Source organism: Rhodococcus sp. MH15 (assembly GCF_019266045.1).
Classification (GTDB): domain Bacteria; phylum Actinomycetota; class Actinomycetes; order Mycobacteriales; family Mycobacteriaceae; genus Rhodococcus_F; species Rhodococcus_F qingshengii.
The window spans coordinates 935,965-953,397 of record NZ_LPNP01000061.1 but is presented as its reverse complement, the minus strand read 5'-3'; the positions used below and the strand labels follow the sequence as shown (position 1 = coordinate 953,397).

Here is a 17,433-nt window from a genome sequence, read left to right as displayed (position 1 = left end):
ACGTGCGACTCTCGAAGATTCTCTTGGCGATGGCGGTGTCTACTTCGCTGGCGACCACCGCTCTGGCGTTCTCGGCAGGAAGCGCTGCCGCCGGTGGGCGGATCACCGATGCGAAGCGCGTGGTCTTCATCGTTCCGGGGCAGCAGCTCTACAACTCGGGAGAAACGCACCAGGCGACCTACCGCGCCCTCGACAAGGCACTGAGCGCTGCGGGCTACGAGACACACTTCGTCGATGCACCCGGCAAGATGATTGCGGCCGACGCCGAGCTGATTGCCGATTCGATTCGCTCCTACGCTACCGGCGCTGACTCCGTCGGGGTGATCGCGCACAGTGCGGGTGGACTGAGCTCCCGGTACTACGCGAAGTTCCTCGGTGGCTCCGAAGTAGTGGATTCATTCGTCGCCATCGGTGCGCCACAGTACGGTAGCCCCGGTGGCTGCGTACAAGGCCCTGCCGACGGTTACGACACCTGCATGTTCTCCGAAGTTCTCACCAAGCTCAATGCCGGTGAGGACACTCCTGGATCTGCCTACTATTCGGTGGTGCAGAGTTCGGGCGAGTGGGCGGACGGTCGGTTGGACGGGGGCCAGTGCCGGGTGTACGTCGATGGCGTTCCCGGGGCCGGAACCGGAGGAGACCACCTCACCGAGCTCGAGCATCCAGAGGTCATCTCGGGAGCGATCAGCGCTTTGGGGCGCGACTGTGTCGGTACGTTCGTGGACGAGAACGACGGCGACATCACCTGGCCTGACACACTGTTTCCGTCATTTCGGTAAAGCTTCAGGTCCGGGTTGTTCGGACGAGTAGCCCGGCTACGTGTGCGCTCGCGGCAGTCCTCGCCCCCAAGGCGTCACCCGATTCGATGGCCGCGACTATACGTGCGTGCTCGGTGACGGCGATCCGCCGATTGAGCTCGAGGCTCCACATGTCCGAACGGTAGAGATGTGACTGTCCATCCAGACGATGCAGGGCTTCGCTGAGTGGGTGATTGCATGCAGTCTCACGAATCAAGGTGTGGAACTCGAGGTCGAGCTTCGAATCCCGACGCTGATCCGGCGAGCTCTCGAGAAGTTCGCGTTGCACCTGCACCATCTTGTTCAGCTGTGACACGGTTTCGTGCGTGGCATTGGCCGTCGCGTTGAACGCCGCGAGACCGTCGAGTACCTCACGCACCTCGAAGACCGCGCGCAGAGACTCCGCGTCCAGCGAATCGACTTTTGCACCCGCGTTCCGTGTGTGGACGGCGATGCCCTCGTAGATCAACTGCTGCACGGCCTCGCGGACCGGCGTTCGACTGACATTGAGCTTGCTCGCCAACGCGGGAACACTCAGTGGTGTCCCCGGCGCCAGCTCGCCCGAAAAGATCAGTTCGCGAAGCGTCTCGTGCACGGACTCGGTGAGTAAAGCTCGTTCGGTGGTGGTCATCTTGTCCTCACTTCGATCCTGCACGATGTCGACGGTACCCGGGAGCGTTATCCAGCGGCGCGCACCCGGTCAGCGCTGCGACTGTCGACGTCGGGCGCCGTCGCGCCTTTCAGTCCGGCCACTTTGGCCGCGATGTTCTCAGCGATCGTGATCGGCGGGTATCCCACTTCGCCCGGTGTGAGAGTCCCTGGCAGTGCTTCGATGACGGCGTCGTAGTTCCCGTCGAAAAAGAATGCGGCAGAGCGACGTCGGATGATCTGACCATCGACGATAGGTGGGTCGACTCGGTGCACTGTCGAGCGCCATCGGTCGTTCGTCCAGCGTGCCATCGCGTCGCCGAGGTTGATCAAGAGTGCGCCGTCGTCAGGTTGGACGTCGTGCCATACGCCGTCGGCACTCAGAACTTGAAGGCCCGGAACTTGATCTGCCCACAGGATGGTCAAGATTCCGAAGTCGGTGTGAGCGCCCATTCCCGTCATGTCGCCGGAGATGCGGATCTCGCCCTCGGGCAGTGCGTAGTTGTTCATCTTCATCGCGTCGATCGAATGGTCGAGCATCGAATCGAAGTACCCGGGCTGCAATCCGAGAGCGTCGGTAAAGGCGCACATCAGGATTCGTGCCAAGCCCTGGGCATGACGGAAATACTCTTCGATTGCCGGTCGGAATCCGGGCGCGGCCACGGGCCAGGTGTTGGCGGCGTAGCTGGACTCGGGTAGGTCGACGCCCGGATAGTCGCTCACCTCTGTGCCCACGACTATTGCTTCGTAGAAATCGTTCATCTGGTTCGCGGCGGCGACGCCCAGGCTCATGCTGAGTGATTCCGATTTCGGTGGTGAGTAGCCGCGGTTCTCGGACGAGGGACGGCGATAGTTGTTCTTCACCGTCAGTGGGAGAGCAAAGAACTCGTCGAGAGCGTCGGCCAGTCCTTTGGTCGCCGATCGTGGAATGCTGTGTCCGACAATCTGTATGAATCCGACCTCCCGGCACGCGCGATCGAGTTGAGCTGCCACTTCCGCACAGGCAGTGCTGTTGGTGGCGTTTGCAACCGCTGCCTCGCCGCGGAGGTACGGGCTGATATCGATCGTAGGAATTTCGAAGACAGGAGTTTCGTGGGTCATTTAAAGTCCTTGCGGCCGGACGTGTGCCACTTACCGACGAGCACACGTGAGAGGAATCCAAAGGCAGAGAAGACGAGGACACCGAACACCGACGCGATCACGATCGCGGCGATCAGATCCTTGGACTGAAGGCGGCTTCGGTAGACGTCGAGCAGCGTTCCGATCCCGGGTTGTCCTTTGGCGAAGAACATGTCGCCGATGATGGCACCGACGACAACAAGGCCGGAGGCGGTGCGGATGCCGGTGAGAACAGCCGGCATTGCCGCTCGCAGTTCGAGTTTCACCAATCGATCCCAACGGGACGCGCGGCCGAGGGTGAAGAGTTCGTGCAGTCCGCGATCGACCGATTGCAATCCGAAGTGTGTGTTGGTGATGATCGGGAAGGCTGCGATGAGAACACACACCAGGGTACGCGCGGTCATACCGTAGCCGAACCAGAGCCCGATGAGGGGGACGATGGCGAGGATGGGAATGACCTGCAGCACAACGGCATAGGGATAGACGATCCGCTCGATCCACTTGGCCTGGCTCATCAGCACGCCGGTTCCGACGCCGACTGCCACCGCGACGACGAAGCCGACCAGTGCTACCTGTGCCGTCACTGCGAGGGCTTCGAGCATGGGCGAGAGGTGCTTCCAGTCGAGTAGCGACTTTGTCAGTACTTGACTCGGCGGCGGAAGGAGAAATCGACGTTCCGGGGAGAGAACGAGGTAGCTGACGATCGACCACGCTGCGACCGCGCCGGCAAGTGAGAGCAGCGGATAGAGCAGGAAGGTGCCGAGCGCTCTCATTCGAGAGGGCCGTCCGGGCTGTGACTGTGCTCGCGCAGCGGTCGCAGAATCAGTGCGAACGGCGGAATTGCGTGCGGTGGTGCCCTGTTGCACTGCAAGGACTTCGGTCATCGTGAGCTCCCATGGAGACTGGCCGAGATCTCGGCGACGTGTTCGGTGTATCGGGCGTCGTAGCGCAGTTCCGGGCTACGCGGGTACGGGAAATCGATGTCCACGACCGAATGGATTCGTCCGGGCCGGGCGGTCATGACGACCACCTTGTTTGCGAGGTACACGGCCTCGGATACCGAGTGCGTGATGAACATCGAGGTGAACCCCTTGTCGGTGTAGAGCCTTTGCAGCTCTACCTGCATCTCCAGTCGTGTCATCTCGTCGAGAGCACCGAAAGGTTCGTCGAGCAGCATCACAGCAGGTGCGAGGGTGAGCGCTCGCGCCAACGAGACACGCATCTTCATTCCGCCCGACAACGCGTTGGGCAGTTGTTTCGCAAAGTCCGCCAGGCCCACTGCGCGAATTGCCTCGTCGGCGCGCAACTTTCGGGCTGCTTTGTCGCCGCCACCGAGTTCGGCGGACAATTCGACGTTGGCCTGCACGGTTCGCCAGGGGAGGAGAGTCGGCTCCTGGAAGATGAAGCCAACTGATTCGGTGTCGAGGGCAACCGCGCCGCTGGTCGGTCGCTCGAGGCCGGCCGCCATGCGCAACAAAGTCGACTTGCCGCAGCCGGAGGGTCCGACCACGGCGACGAAGTCTCCTCGCTCCACGTTCAGATCGATGCCGTCCAGCGCGACAGTGCCGGTATCGAACTTCTTGACGACATCGGAAAAGACCATCTGCATCGGTGCGGTGAGCTTGCGAGCGTCGGCATCCTGCATCGTGTTCGCGAGTTCCATCTGAGCCTCCGGTTCAATAATGCATGCAAAAGTTCTTCAAGATGTATGAACCATCTTGAATTGCATGTATGTCGCCTAGATTGCTGAATGTAAATGTGAGGTGACATTGCAGGTGAAGCGAGAATTCTGGCGCGCGTTACCTGATGGAAACAACTAGTCGATTGCATGTAATCCATGTGCTGCAGAGTGTGCACATCGGATCATCCTTCCTGGTTCGCCCACATCCCAATTGTTTTCACGAAAGAGACGCTGTGTATTCAAATCACAAGGTGCATTCCAATCGCAGAAGTGTGGGAGCGGCCGGCGCGGCACTGGCCATGTGTGCAGCCATCGGATTGACTGCGTGCAGCTCCAGTGGGGCTGAGACGGCCAAGGCTGAATCTCTCGAACCAGCTGCCGAGGCTCAGAACCTAGCGGGTCTCTGTCCGGAAAACGTTGTGGTTCAACTCCAATGGCAGCCGCAGTCGGATATGGGGGCGCTCTTCGAGATGCTTGGTCCCGGCTATTCGGTCGACACCGACGACAAGTCCGTCAGCGGGACTCTTGTCGCCGGAGGGAAGGACACCGGAGTCGACTTGACCTTGCGGGCCGGGGGACCGGCAATCGGGTTCCAATCCGTCAGCTCCCAGATGTACGTCGACGATTCGATCACTCTCGGCTTGGTGCACGGCGATCAGGTGATCGCGGCAGCGGCAAGTCAGCCCGTCGTGGCCGTCACGCCATTGCTCAAGTACAGCCCGGCAATCCTCATGTGGGACAAAGAGTCTCATCCGGAATGGGCGAGTGTTGCCGATATCGGCAAGTCCGACGCGAGTGTCGTCGTTTCCAAGGAGCAACTGTTTCCGCAGTGGCTCGTGGCGAAAGGCCTACTGAAGCAATCTCAGCTCGACACGAGCTACGACGGAGCTCCCTCGCGATTTGTCGGTGACCCGACCATCGCTCAGCAAGGATTCGCGAATTCGGAACCGTACACGTACGAGAAGGAGACGCCGGCGTGGGACAAGCCGGTTTCCTATGACCTGCTGAAAGATTCGGGTTTCGACATCTACGCGTCCAATGTTTCCGTTCGTGCCGACAAGGTCGAGACACTCTCCCCGTGTTTGAGCAAGCTGGTTCCGATCATTCAGCAGGCCACCGCGGACTACATCACAGCGCCGGATACGGCGAATGCTGCCATTGTCGACGTCGTCTCGCAGGACGTGTCGTTCTCTCCCTACACCGAGGGTGAAGCAGCGTTCAGTGCCCAACTCTTGAAAGAGAAGGGCCTGATCGCGAACGAGGCGGACGGATCCGTCGGCACGTTCGACATGACGCGAGTCGCTCACACCGTCGAAGAACTGAAGCCCATCCTGAACGCCGGGGGTGCGGCGATACCGCAGTCATTGACTGCAGAAGCGATCTACACCGACAAGTTCACCGATCGGTCCATCGGAATCCGCTGAAGGAGCTGACAGCAAATGACTTACGACATGACAGAACTCAACCGCGAGACCCGCATGGGTGGCCTGGGCACGGAGACCACCGACCGCGAGGTCCGAAGAATCGATCTCTCGGATTTCGAGAACCGGCGCAGCGAGATCGCCGAGGAGTTGTGGTCGGCAGCGACCGACATCGGATTCTTCCAAATCGTCAATCACGGGATCGATCTGGACCAGGTCCGCGAGGCCTTCGCGGCGGCCGAGCGATTCTTTGCACTGCCCACCGAGGTCAAAGCGCAGTATCCGCTCAAGAAGGGTTTCAACTCCGGCTGGGAGAGCATGACGCAGGTGCGTCCGTCCATCGGAACACCTGATCAGAAAGAGTCCTATCAGGTGACCCGCCCGCATATGGGTGATCTGTGGCCCACTGCAGACGAATTGGGCGGATTCCGCGAAACGATCCTGGACTTCGAAGCCAAGTGCTGGGGCATTGCGATGGACCTGTTGTCGTGCTTCGCCGAGAAGCTGGGATTCGAACGAGACTTCTTCACCAGGGCACATGACCCGTCGGTGGACACCTACCAGAGCACGCTGCGACTACTCCACTACTTCCCCCTTGCCGCCGACGCAGATGTCGAAGGGATGTGGCGTGCCGGAGCACACACCGATTTCGATTGCCTGACATTGCTTTTCCAGCGTGACGGTCAGGGCGGCTTGCAACTGTGCCCGGGCAAGGAGATGGACACCCAGGAATGGACGTCGGTGGTGCCAGCTGAGGAAGCAATCACCTGCAACATCGGCGACATGCTGATGAGATGGAGTGATGACGTCCTGCCGTCGAATTTTCATCGAGTCAAGAGTCCCGGAGTCACCGACTATCGGGGAGCCCGCTACAGCCTCGCGTTCTTCGCTCAGGCGAACCGCGACGTGACCATCGAGGGGCCGGCGGGCAAGTACCCGCCGATCACTGCCGAGGACTACATCGACCAGCGAGTACGCGCGAACTTCGCGCGTTGATCCGTATCCGTTCCGTCACACACTTTCAGGAGAACTGGCGATGACTACCGCGCCCAAGAACATGACCGACGCGATCATCCGGGACGTGACGTTGTACAGCGGCGGGCAATGGCTGACCGGCCACGACGTCGTCGTCTCGAATGGGGTGGTCGAATCGATCGAGAAGTCGACCGGCACCGCCACACCTGGAAGTGTGGACGGATCGGGGGCGTATCTGATCCCTGGGTTCGTCAACACCCATACGCACCTTCAGCAGTCACTGATGCGTGGGATCGCCGAAGGGACACCGCTTCTCGAATGGCTACTCGCGGTCGCAGAAGAGTCGGTTCAGATCACGCCGGAGCGCGCATACACGGCCACTGTCGCAGCCTCGCTGGAGGCATTGCGCAGCGGTACGACCACCCTGGTCGAACACATGTGGCCGCATCCGTCCAGCGAGGTTCACGACGCTGTGATCCGGGCGTTGCACGACACCGGGATTCGTGCCGTACTGGGACGCGGAACCGCAGACCGGGCGGACAAGACGAGGAAGTGGGGCTTCGATCCGCGGCTCATGCAACCACTCGGAGACGTTCTCGCACATACGGATCAGATGATGCGCGACGTCGCAGGTTCCCGCGTCGACGTGGCAGTCGCGGTACCGAACCCACGTTCGCTGACCCCGGATGGGATGTCGGAAGTGCGTGAGTTCGCGCAGGCTCGCGACCTGACGGTCTCGATTCACCTGCTCGAGACGCAGACCGACAACACGATGTGTACCGAACACGCGGGCATGAACGCGGTCGACTACCTGGATTCCCATGGGTTCTTGTGGGACCGGGTGCTGGCGGTCCACTGCGTCGAACTCGACGACCGTGGTCAGAAGGTGCTGGCGGAGCGCGGCGTCGGAGTGTCGTACAACCCCGTCAGCAACATGCGGCTCGGTAGCGGAATCGCGCCCGTCCCGAGTTTCCTCGACGCGGGGATCGCGGTGGGGTTGGGTGTGGACGGCGCAGCCAGCAACGATACTCAGGACATGCTCGAGACGCTGCGCACCGGCGCCTATGTGCAGCGAGCCGCGCGCGGCCGTGCCGACCTGCTCGGCTTCGAAGCCATGATCGACATCGCATCCGGCGGTGCAAACGCAGCACTCGGTCTGCCGGCCAGGTCCGGCGGGATCTCCGTGGGCGATCCCGCCGACCTCACCATGATTCGGTTCGAACGCGACTTCGGTTGCCTCCCGGTGCGAGATCCGGGTGCGTCCATTCTCACGACGGGCAGTCGTCAGATAGTGGACACGGTGTTGGTTGCGGGCGAGGTCGTGCTCCGCGACGGGCACTCGACTCGCGTCGACGAGGCGGAATTGATCCGCACGCTCAGCGCTTTGTGACTGTGCTCAGTCTTCGCTGATCTCCATCTCGATCAGGACGCGGCGCAACAGCTTTCCGGTGGCGTTGCGGGGAAGTTCGTCGATGAAGACGATCTCGCGGGGAACCTTGTAGCGCGCGAGATTCGACCGGACGTGATCCTTCAGCTCGTCGGAGTTCTGGTCGGCGCCGTGGGCGACGACGACAAAAGCTCGCAGGCGGTGCCCGAAGTCGGCGTCCTCGACTCCGATGACTGCCGCTTCCAAGACGTCCTCTCGATCGGCGAGCAGGTTCTCGACTTCGAGCGGGTAGACGTTCTCGCCGCCGGAGACGATCATGTCGTCGTCGCGGCCGTCGACGAAGAGGAGGCCGTTGGCGTCGAAGTGTCCGACGTCGCCGGTCGAGAGAAGTCCGTCGATACGTTCCTTGTCGCGCCCGTCGGTGTATCCCTCGAAGCTCAGCCCGCTGGCGACGAATATCCTGCCGATCGTGTGTGGGGTGGTGATCTTCTTGTTGTTCTCGTCGAACAGTTCGACGTGACAGGTCACCGGAGCGCGGCCCGCGGTTCCCGGCGCAATGGTCAGATCCTCGGGAGTTGCGACCGTGGCCACTGCGACCTCGGTGGATCCGTACAGGTTGTAGAGGACGTACCCGAACGAGGCCGTGACTCGCTTGCACAGGTCGGGTGAGAGTGACGAACCTGCCGAGAAGATGATCTTCAGGTTCGACGTGTCGTACTTGGACAGCACGTCGGGACCGAGGTCGATGATGCGAGTGAGCATCGTCGGGACCACGACCAGGCTGTCGCACTTGTACTGGGCGACAAGCTTGATCGTGTTCTCCGGATCGAACTTTCGATGCATGACGACGGTCTGGCCGAGCGCCAACGCGAGAGCGAACTGCGAGACACCGGTTCCGTGGAAGGCGGGGGCCGCCATCATCATGGTCTGTCCGCGGCGCAACGGCACGCGGTCGAGGAACTGCGCCGACGCGAGAGGGGAGGTGTGGCCACGCGGCGCACCCTTGGGAGTTCCTGTGGTGCCGCTGGTGAGGAGGACGAAGCCACCGTTCTTCTCGGGTGCCGGCACCGACGACGTGGTGCGTCCGGCGATGGCCTCGTCGAGAGTGGCTGCCGTGGAACCGTCAGCGGCCGTGCCCTCTGGCCAGGAACGATAGACGACGACGTCGTCCGGCAAGGCATCGGCGATGTCCGCGAACTCGTCGTCGTAGACGAAGGCGACCACCTTCTCCCGCGCGGCGACGTCCACGAGTTGGGGCCGAGCGAAGCCCGTGTTCATGAGAACGAGCTTCGTTCCGTTCTTCGCTGCCGCCAGCATGGTCAGGACCAAGCCTCGATGGTTACGGCACATCGCACCCATGACGGAGTCGGAGGTGATGCCGTCGGCCTGCCACGCCCGGACCAACGCGTTGCTCTGACGCTCGAGCTCGGCATAGGTGATGGGGCCGCGCTCGTCGATGATCGCCACCGCGTCGTAGCCGTTCTCGGCGTGTGCATGGACCGGCCCGGCGAAGGGTCCGTACTTGTCCACGGCTGCAATGGATTTGAGTCCGCGATCGAGGCGAGGGAACGGGACGAGTCCGGCTCGGAACATGACCCCCGCCGCGCCGATGGTGTCAGTGACCTTGGTGACCAATCCGGGCATACGTGAACCTCTTCCGAGCGTCGTTGTAGGACTGATTACACACTAATGCGCAATCAGGTTTCGGTGGTGAAGTTTCACGATGGCGACCGAGCACTCCGCCCCGCCACCTCGAAAGGTGGCGGGGCGGAGTGTTTCGGGATCTGGTCCGTGCGACCGTCACTTCAGTTCGGCGGACGACTTTCCGAGCAGGCGGCGTGCGACGATCAGCTGCTGGATCTGCTGGGTGCCCTCGAAGATGTCGAGAATCTTCGAGTCGCGGCCCCACTTCTCGAGCAACGGGCGCTGCGAGTAGCCGTAAGTGCCGGCCAACTCGACTGCCTTGAGCGTCACGTCGGTGCCGGTGCGGCCGGCCTTCGCCTTGGACATGGACGCTTCGAGCGAGTTCGGCTTCTTGTTGTCGGCCATCCACGCCGCGCGCAGAGACAGCAGGTACGCGGCCTCCCAGTCGGCTTCCAAACGGATGAACTCGGCTGCAGCTGCATGCTGGTTGTAGACCGGTGTGTCGTAGGAGATCTCGACACCGGCTTCGGTCAGGATGCCGCGCAGTTCTTCGAGAGCTGCGCGTCCGACGCCGACTGCCATGGCTGCAACGAGGGGCCGGGTGTTGTCGAACGTCTGCATGACGCCGGCAAAGCCCTGCTCCACGTTGACCTCCGGGCTGCCGAGGATGTTGTCCGCGGGAATGCGGCAATCCTGGAGCAGGAGTACTGCGGTGTCGGAGGCCTTGATGCCCAGCTTGTGCTCGAGGCGGGCAACGCTCAGGCCCGGTGCGTCACGCGGAACGACGAACGACTTGATGGCCGCTCGGCCCTTCGACTTGTCGACCGACGCCCACACGACGATGTGCGTCGAACGCTCACCGGCGGTGACGAAGATCTTCTCGCCGTTGAGAACCCACTCGTCGCCGTCGAGAACGGCGGTGGTGGTCACTGCGGCGGAGTCGGAACCGAAACTCGGTTCGGTGATGGCCATCGAGGCCCACACCTTACCGAAACGTTCGAGCTGTTCGTCGGTTGACACTGCGGCGATCGCGGCGTTGCCGAGCCCCTGGTAGGGGATCGAGAGCATGAGTCCGACGTCGCCCCAAGACGTTTCGAGCGAGTTGAGGAGCGCAGACATGTTGCCGCCGTTGGCGTTGCCACCCTTGGCGCTCGCGTCGGACCGTCCGCCGCTGGCACCGCCGATGTCTCCACCGGAATCGGAGAGGCCTTCCACCATGGCAGCCATGGTGTCGAGCTCGACGGGATACTCGTGCTCAGCGAGATCGTACTTACGTGAAATGGGTCGGAAGATCTGCGCCGCGACCTGATGTGCCTGGTTCGCTGATGCTTTGAGCTTCTTGGGAAGTTCGAGGTTGATCATCGTGGTTCTCCTGGAAGTTCAGCGGCGTCAGATGAGGACGATGCCCTCGGCAACGCCGATGGCACGGAGGTCGCGGTACCAGCGCTCGACCGGGTGTTCCTTGGTGAACCCGTGTCCACCGAGGAGTTGCACACCGTCGAGGCCGATCTGCATGCCCTTCTCGGAAGCCAGCTTCCGGGCCAGAGCGGATTCGCGAGCGAAAGACAAGCCCTGCTCGGCGCGTGAAGCGCCCCGAAGCGTGACCAGGCGCAGTCCGTCGAGTTCGATGCCGATGTTGGCGACCATGAAGGCAACCGCCTGGCGGTGGCTGATCGGCTCGCCGAACGCTTCGCGCTCGTTGACGTACGGAATCACGTAGTCGAGAACTGCCTGGCTGGTGCCGACGGCCATGGACGCCCAACCGAGTCGAGCCAGGCGAATCGCGTCGGCGTATTCGGCCCTACGCTGCTCGGCGTCACCGTCGCCGAGCAGTGCGGACTCCGACACAGCGACGTCGGTGAGGATCAGGCGACCCAGACCGGCGGCGCGCAGACCCATGCTGGGATCTGCTTCGACGACGAGTCCCTTGGTGTCGGATTCGACGATGAAGAAGGACGGCTTGCCGTCGAGTTCTGCGGCGATGACGAAGAGTTCGGACGTAGCGGCGGCGGGCACCAAGCTCTTGACGCCGTTGAGCTTGTAGCCGCTGGGGGAGCGCACTGCCTTGGTCTGCAGGGCAAACGGATCGAACAGTGCGCGTGGTTCGTTGACCACCACTGCTGCGCCGGGGACCTGCTCGCCGGTGAAGGCCGGAAGGTAGGTCTTCTGCTGCGCGTCGGTGCCCCACTGCGTCAGTGCGACTGCCACACCGCTCGGTGCGAGGATCGGAAGTGCAAGTCCCATGTCTCCGTGCGCAAGTGCCTCGGCAACAAGAGAATTGGTGACTGCGCCGCGATCGGCGGCTGCTCCGTCGAGTTCTTCGGGAACGTTGATCAGCGTGATACCGAGTTCGGCCGCGCGCTTGGAGAGATCGGCGGGGGCCTGCGCTGCGCCGTCGGCGTCGTGCGCTGCGGGACGCAGGATCTCGGCCGCGAACTCGCGCACGGTCTCGACGATCATCTTCTGGTCGTCGTCGGGGGTCAGATCGAAGTAGTCGGCGTTCTTGCTCGGGTTGTCGGGCAGGCGCTTGGGTGCGCCGTTGCCAGAGACCTTCTGGAATCCTCGAGTGGCGGCACCCAGGGTTTTGAAGCCCGTCTTGGTGCCCTCGTAGGTCACGCGATCGATGGTCTGACGCAGATTGAACTTCTCGGCCAGTTCCGAACCGGTGATCTTGGTAAGCACACGCATGGCTGCGCCCATGGCGTCGCGTTTGATCGGGTTCAGGCCGACGGCGGACGTGTCGCGGGGCGCACCCTTGGCGCCGCCGCGCTGCGCGCCCGATTCGCTGCGCTGAGCGCTCTTGTCGGGGGCAACACTGTCTTGCTTGGTCATGATCACCAGCTGTTTCTCGGTGTTGGGGCGTTGGACGATCCTTATCTTACTCATCAGTAAGGTCTGTTGTCGAGAAACCGCGAAATGATGCGCGTCATAGGCTCGAGGGGTGAACCGGACAGAGGTGCCAGATCGGATACAGCGGTACGTGCGCTACACGCCGTTGGTGGTGGTCCCGTGCCTGTTGATCGCCAGCACGTATCCGGGGGAGTATCGAGTTCCCCTCACCTACTGGATTCTGTCGATGCTGTCGGCGCTCGCCTTCGCTGTCGGCCGTCGATGGCCGGTCTTCGCGTCCCTGGTCATCTCGGCGCTCGCCGTTCCGATGTTCGTCGCCGACGCCTGGGGGCTGTCCGAGCTTGTTCCGTATCTCGGGGCGGTCGCCGTCGTCTACGTCACGATGCGGGCCGAGCGTAGAGAAATGGTTGCCGTATCGGCAGCAGGATGGTGCGGTTCGGTGCTCGCGGGGATCTGGTTCGAATCTCACGAAGCGTTCTGGTCTGTCACGACGGCTGTGAAAGTGCTTGCGTACGTGGGGTTGCCACTGCTGCTCGGGCTGTATCTACGCTCGCAGCGTGAATTGGCCGCGAACAATCTTGCGCAGACCCGCGCTGCGGAGCGCAGTGCGCTCGCCCGCGAACTGCACGACCTGGTCGCGCACCACATGGCATCGATCGTCCTGAGAATCGGCGTGGCTCAACATGTCTTGGCGCCCCAGGACGAGGCCGTGCGTGAGGTCCTCGCGGATGTGCGTGGGACTGCGTCCGATGCGCTGGCCGATATCCGTCGCCTCCTGGTCGCACTTCGTGATCCTTCGCTCGGTGAGGTCGCTCTGGTCGAGCCGGATGCCGTCGAGACGGAAATCGAGGCGGCGATAGATCGTGTGCGTGCGGCGGGTTTCGAGGTGCAGGCAGTCTTCGATGCCCAGGAGAATGTCGAGTCAGGCGCAGCCGATCTCGACGCGATCGGGAGGCTGACGTTGTTGCGGGTGATTCAGGAATCACTGACCAACGTCATGAAGCACGGCGACAAGAAGGGGCTGGTATCGGTCTCGGTCGGTCGCGAAGACAACCGGGTGCATGTCAGGGTTGTCAACCACGTCGAGGGATCGCCTCGGAGTGCAGGTCATGGCCTGGTGGGAATGCAGGAGCGTGCGGAGTTGGTCGGCGGCGAGATGACCGCCGGCACCAACAGTGACGGGAAATGGGAAGTGCACGTGAGTATTCCACTCGTTGTCTCGGGCGATGTCTCGTGATCAGCGTGCTGATCGTCGACGACCAGCGACTTGTGCGCGCCGGTTTGCGGATGCTGTGCGCGGCAGCCGAGGACATGACCGTGGCCGGTGAGGCGTCGAACGGCGTCGAGGCGGTAGCGCTCGCTGCAGAATTGGATCCCGACGTGATTCTGATGGACTTGAGAATGCCCGGGCTGGACGGGATCGGCGCCACCCAGCAGATCGTCAAGGCCGGTCGTCGAGCGCGCATTCTCGTGCTGACCACCTTCGACGACGACGATCATCTGTATCCCGCACTCGCCGCGGGGGCTTCGGGATTCTTCGTCAAGGACACCGAACCCGCCGAGTTGCTCGGTGCCATTCGGCGGATCGCCGAGGGCGAGATGGTGTTCACTCCGGAACTTCTCCGCCGGGTTGTGGATCGAGCGGTGATCGGTGGTATCGCAGACACTGCTGCGACGGAGAAGGTTCCGTTGACCGATCGCGAATCGCAGGTCCTCGCACTGGTGGCAGAAGGGAAGAGCAATCAGGAGATCGCGGACACGCTGTATCTCGGTGTCACCACGGTGAAGACGCACGTGGCGAACCTGATGTCGAAGACCGGTTGCGACAATCGGGTTCGCCTCGCCGTGTACCACTTGCAGAACTTTCAGTGACCGGAGTGCGAACCAGACGAAGGCATCGGCATGTCCATCTGCATCGGAGCCGCCTTCTGCCCCGGTTCGAGGACGAGGAATTGGCCCATCATCCCTTGGTCCTCGTGCATCAGCAGGTGGCAGTGGAACATGTACGGGAACGTGGGATCGGTGTACTCGGACCACTGCAGCGCGACGCGAATCCTACTGCCCGGTGGTGTGTAAACAGTGTCCTTGAGTCCGCGCAAGTGCGGCGGAGGAGTGCGACCGTCGACGTCGAGGATCTGGAACTGTACGTCGTGGACATGGAAATTGTGTGGCCAGTTGTCCTTGTTGGTGATCGTCCACACCTCGGTCGCGCCGACCTCGGCCTCGAAGTCGATGCGGTTCATGTCCATTCGTTGCCCGTTGATCATGTACCACTGCAGATCGAAGGTTCGGGAAACGCTTGCCTTCGACGGATCCAGACGCGGCAGTACGGCCAACTGCGCCGGGAGAGTCGACCGTGACGCGCGGCTGGCAACGCCCCGCAGTTCGAGGATGTCGAAGCGGTCGTTCATGCCGAAGTTCTCGGCGTCGGAGGAACTCACGCCACCGCCGTCCTCGATCGGGAACGACACCAGTGTGGTCGTCGCACCGGGGTCGACGCGAACCACGATCTCGGCTCGTTCGCCGGGGCTGAGCTGAATCCGCTTGATCGCAATAGGTGATTCGAGCAGTCCGCCGTCGGTGGCAATCAGATCGAACGTGCGGTCGTCGGGGAACCCCAGGTTGTAGAGACGGCCGGAAGAGCCGTTCAGAATGCGTAACCGGACGACCCCGGTGGTGACGTCGAGGTAGGCGTCGGAGATGCCGTTGGTGACGATCGTGTCGCCGAGCAGGCCTATGTCGGTCGGATCCGATTCGTCGAAGCTGCCGTCGGCGAGGAATCGACGATCCTGGATGATCAGCGGAACATCGTCGACACCATAGGTTTTGGGGATGTCCAACGCCCGCGTGTCGGCGTCGTCGATCAGGAACAGTCCGGCGAGACCGCGCTGCACGTGCCGTTCGGTGGATCCGTGCGGGTGTGGGTGATACCAGAGCGTCGACGCCGACTGGCCGATCGTCCACGCCGGTTCCCAGCGTCCGCCGGCTTCGATGGTCTGGTGCGGGCCGCCGTCGTATCGGGCGGGCAGATGCATGCCGTGCCAATGGACGGTCGTGGGCTCTGCCAGTGTGTTGTCGATCGTGAATGCGACAGATTCTCCGCGTTCGGCGCGGACGGTCGGCCCCAGAATGGATCCGTTGAAACCCCAAGTGTCGGTGAGTTTTCCCGCGACGATCTCGGTGGTCCCGGCACCGGCACGAAGTGTGAAGTGGCGAACACCTGCGTCGTCGACGGTGGATTCGGCCAGCGGCGGAATCGGTAGCGGACGCGAAGTTCCGGCCACCGCCAACGTGGCGCTCTTCGCTGCCGGGTCGGCGCCGCAGCCCACCGCGAGCCCGAGGGGCGCCGCGGCCAGACCGAACAGAATCGTGCGCCTGGAAATCCGGTTCATCGTTCTCCTGGAAGTAGTGCGTGATCAACTACTTCCAGTCAACGGGCCGAGATGTCGTGCCGAATCCTGCCGACGGGCCTGTCGGAACTCCTCCCTCGGACCCTTGCGGCGGGTGGGATGTTCTGGTAATCGGGTGTTACCGCAGGCGGGCCAGAACGTCTTCGTGCAGCAGTCCGTTGGTGGCGACCGCGCTGCCGCCGTGCGGACCTGCGCCGCCGTCCAGATCGGTGAACGCGCCGCCGGCCTCACGGACCAATACGTCGAGCGCTGCCAGATCCCACAGCGACACCTCGGGTTCGGCAGCAATGTCGACGGCGCCTTCGGCCACGAGGCAGTAGGAGAAGAAGTCTCCGTAGCCGCGCACGCGCCAGACGTGGTCGGTGAGTTCGACGAACTGATCGCGAATTCCGCGGTCCTTCCACCCCGAGAGGCTCGAGAAGCTCAAGCTCGCCGATTCGCTGCGGTCGACGGCAGACACCTGGATCGCCCGAGCGTCACCGTCTCCGAATGACGTGTGAGCACCCAAACCTGTTGCAGCCCACCATCGCCGATTCAGTGCAGGTGCGCTCACGACGCCGATGACCGGGACGCCGTCCTCGAGCAAGCTGATCAGCGTGGCCCACACCGGTACGTTGCGGACGAAGTTCTTGGTCCCGTCGATGGGGTCGACCACCCACTGTCTGCCCTCGAAGACTGCGTCGCCGCCGAATTCTTCGCCGAGTACGGAATCCGCAGGACGATGCTCACCGAGCGTCGCGCGCACTGCTCGCTCGACAGCCAGATCGGCGTCGGAGACGGGGGTGAGGTCCGGCTTGTCGTCCACTCGAAGGTCGAGGGCGCCGAAGCGGGCGCGAGTGATCGCGTCAGCCTCGTCGGCGATACGGAGGGCGAGTGCGAGGTCGGATGCGCGATCGGTCACGGGTACACAACCTACCGGCTCAATCGGGGAGGACCTCGTTCAGCTTTCCGGTTGCGACGTCGAAGACGAATCCGCGTAGGGAGGTCGTCGCGGTGACGAACGGACTGTTCTCGATGCGCTTCAACGACTGACGGACGTCCTCGTCGATGTCGGGAAACGATTCGGCAGCCCAATTTGGTTTGATGCCGATCTCGTCCTGGATGGATCGCTTGAAGTCGTCGTCGGTGAACGTCAGCATTCCGCAGTCGGTGTGGTGGATGAGGATGATCTCGGTAGTTCCCAGCAGACGCTGGCTGATGGCCAGGGATCGGATCTCGTCGTCGGTGACGACTCCACCCGCATTGCGGATGACGTGCGATTCACCTTCCTTGATTCCGAGCACCCGATAGACGTCGATGCGGGCGTCCATGCAGGCGAGTACGGCGACGTGTTTGCTGGGTGGGAGGGGGAGCGGTCCGGTGAACTGCTCGGCGTAGGCGGCGTTGTTCTGCAGGTATTCGTCGGTGACAGTCATCGTTCCAGTAGGTTCCCTCGGAGCGAGGTTGGCAAGGCTTCCAGTCCCGGTGATCCCAATACGTGACGGGCGGCAGGGCCGAGGTC

16 protein-coding genes are annotated in these 17,433 nt (G+C 62.6%); 6 read left to right on the top strand and 10 right to left on the bottom strand.

Going from position 1 to position 17,433, the window contains the following annotated elements; all coding sequences use genetic code 11:
- Positions 1 to 2: 2 nt before the first annotated feature.
- Positions 3 to 779, top strand: a complete 777-nt coding sequence (locus tag ATN37_RS12410) for a triacylglycerol lipase (RefSeq protein WP_218695201.1) — start codon at positions 3 to 5, stop codon at positions 777 to 779.
- 4 nt (positions 780 to 783) lie between these two features.
- On the opposite strand, the gene ATN37_RS12405 is transcribed toward ATN37_RS12410, so the two are convergent.
- The 4 genes from ATN37_RS12405 to ATN37_RS12390 are packed head-to-tail and all read right to left on the bottom strand — an operon-like array spanning position 784 to position 4,227.
- A complete protein-coding gene (locus ATN37_RS12405; RefSeq protein ID WP_003942323.1) occupies positions 784 to 1,428 on the bottom strand; it encodes a GntR family transcriptional regulator in 645 nt (214 codons plus the stop codon).
- A 47-nt stretch (positions 1,429 to 1,475) separates the two neighbouring features.
- The gene (locus ATN37_RS12400) at positions 1,476 to 2,546 is read right to left on the bottom strand and encodes an isopenicillin N synthase family oxygenase (RefSeq protein WP_063316617.1); all 1,071 of its coding nucleotides are present in this window, start codon (positions 2,544 to 2,546) and stop codon (positions 1,476 to 1,478) included.
- Complete coding sequence (locus tag ATN37_RS12395) at positions 2,543 to 3,448, bottom strand: ABC transporter permease (RefSeq protein ID WP_218695200.1); 906 nt, start codon at positions 3,446 to 3,448, stop codon at positions 2,543 to 2,545. The genes ATN37_RS12400 and ATN37_RS12395 overlap by 4 nt, the downstream gene beginning before the upstream one ends.
- Positions 3,445 to 4,227, bottom strand: coding sequence for an ABC transporter ATP-binding protein (locus ATN37_RS12390; RefSeq protein WP_003942349.1), 783 nt, complete (start codon positions 4,225 to 4,227; stop codon positions 3,445 to 3,447). Before ATN37_RS12390 ends, ATN37_RS12395 begins: the two co-directional genes overlap by 4 nt.
- A 317-nt stretch (positions 4,228 to 4,544) precedes the next feature.
- Here ATN37_RS12390 and ATN37_RS12385 point away from each other — a divergent pair, with 317 nt between their 5' ends.
- The 3 genes from ATN37_RS12385 to ATN37_RS12375 are packed head-to-tail and all read left to right on the top strand — an operon-like array spanning position 4,545 to position 8,031.
- On the top strand, positions 4,545 to 5,669 hold the full coding sequence (locus ATN37_RS12385) for a nitrate ABC transporter substrate-binding protein (protein WP_256933264.1): 1,125 nt from the start codon (positions 4,545 to 4,547) through the stop codon (positions 5,667 to 5,669).
- A 15-nt stretch (positions 5,670 to 5,684) separates the two neighbouring features.
- Entirely contained in the window at positions 5,685 to 6,662 is a 978-nt protein-coding gene (locus ATN37_RS12380) for an isopenicillin N synthase family oxygenase (RefSeq protein WP_003942293.1), read from the top strand.
- A 40-nt stretch (positions 6,663 to 6,702) separates the two neighbouring features.
- Positions 6,703 to 8,031, top strand: coding sequence for an amidohydrolase family protein (locus tag ATN37_RS12375; protein ID WP_064075173.1), 1,329 nt, complete (start codon positions 6,703 to 6,705; stop codon positions 8,029 to 8,031).
- Positions 8,032 to 8,037: 6 nt separating this feature from the next.
- On the opposite strand, the gene ATN37_RS12370 is transcribed toward ATN37_RS12375, so the two are convergent.
- The 3 genes from ATN37_RS12370 to ATN37_RS12360 form a co-directional block, all read right to left on the bottom strand.
- Positions 8,038 to 9,672: an acyl-CoA synthetase gene (locus ATN37_RS12370; RefSeq protein ID WP_003942348.1), complete on the bottom strand. Its 1,635-nt coding sequence runs from the start codon at positions 9,670 to 9,672 to the stop codon at positions 8,038 to 8,040.
- Between the two features lie 156 nt (positions 9,673 to 9,828).
- Positions 9,829 to 11,034, bottom strand: a complete 1,206-nt coding sequence (locus ATN37_RS12365) for an acyl-CoA dehydrogenase family protein (RefSeq protein ID WP_003942363.1) — start codon at positions 11,032 to 11,034, stop codon at positions 9,829 to 9,831.
- A 27-nt stretch (positions 11,035 to 11,061) separates the two neighbouring features.
- A complete protein-coding gene (locus ATN37_RS12360) occupies positions 11,062 to 12,510 on the bottom strand; it encodes an acyl-CoA dehydrogenase family protein (protein WP_218695300.1) in 1,449 nt (482 codons plus the stop codon).
- Between the two features lie 103 nt (positions 12,511 to 12,613).
- Between ATN37_RS12360 and ATN37_RS12355 the strand changes: the two genes are divergently transcribed.
- On the top strand, positions 12,614 to 13,759 hold the full coding sequence (locus ATN37_RS12355) for a histidine kinase (RefSeq protein ID WP_308125208.1): 1,146 nt from the start codon (positions 12,614 to 12,616) through the stop codon (positions 13,757 to 13,759).
- A complete protein-coding gene (locus ATN37_RS12350) occupies positions 13,756 to 14,394 on the top strand; it encodes a response regulator transcription factor (RefSeq protein ID WP_218695199.1) in 639 nt (212 codons plus the stop codon). The genes ATN37_RS12355 and ATN37_RS12350 overlap by 4 nt, the downstream gene beginning before the upstream one ends.
- Here ATN37_RS12350 and ATN37_RS12345 read toward each other — a convergent pair.
- The 3 genes from ATN37_RS12345 to ATN37_RS12335 form a co-directional block, all read right to left on the bottom strand.
- Positions 14,388 to 15,914 carry a multicopper oxidase family protein gene (locus tag ATN37_RS12345; RefSeq protein WP_218695197.1) on the bottom strand — a complete coding sequence of 509 codons (1,527 nt, stop codon included), beginning with the start codon at positions 15,912 to 15,914 and terminating at the stop codon, positions 14,388 to 14,390. The two genes, ATN37_RS12350 and ATN37_RS12345, sit on opposite strands and share 7 nt — an antisense overlap.
- A gap of 136 nt (positions 15,915 to 16,050) precedes the next feature.
- Positions 16,051 to 16,833, bottom strand: a complete 783-nt coding sequence (gene hisN, locus ATN37_RS12340) for a histidinol-phosphatase (protein ID WP_064112620.1) — start codon at positions 16,831 to 16,833, stop codon at positions 16,051 to 16,053.
- 19 nt (positions 16,834 to 16,852) lie between these two features.
- Positions 16,853 to 17,347 carry a carbonic anhydrase gene (locus ATN37_RS12335; RefSeq protein WP_007731285.1) on the bottom strand — a complete coding sequence of 165 codons (495 nt, stop codon included), beginning with the start codon at positions 17,345 to 17,347 and terminating at the stop codon, positions 16,853 to 16,855.
- Between the last annotated feature and the right edge of the window lie 86 nt (positions 17,348 to 17,433).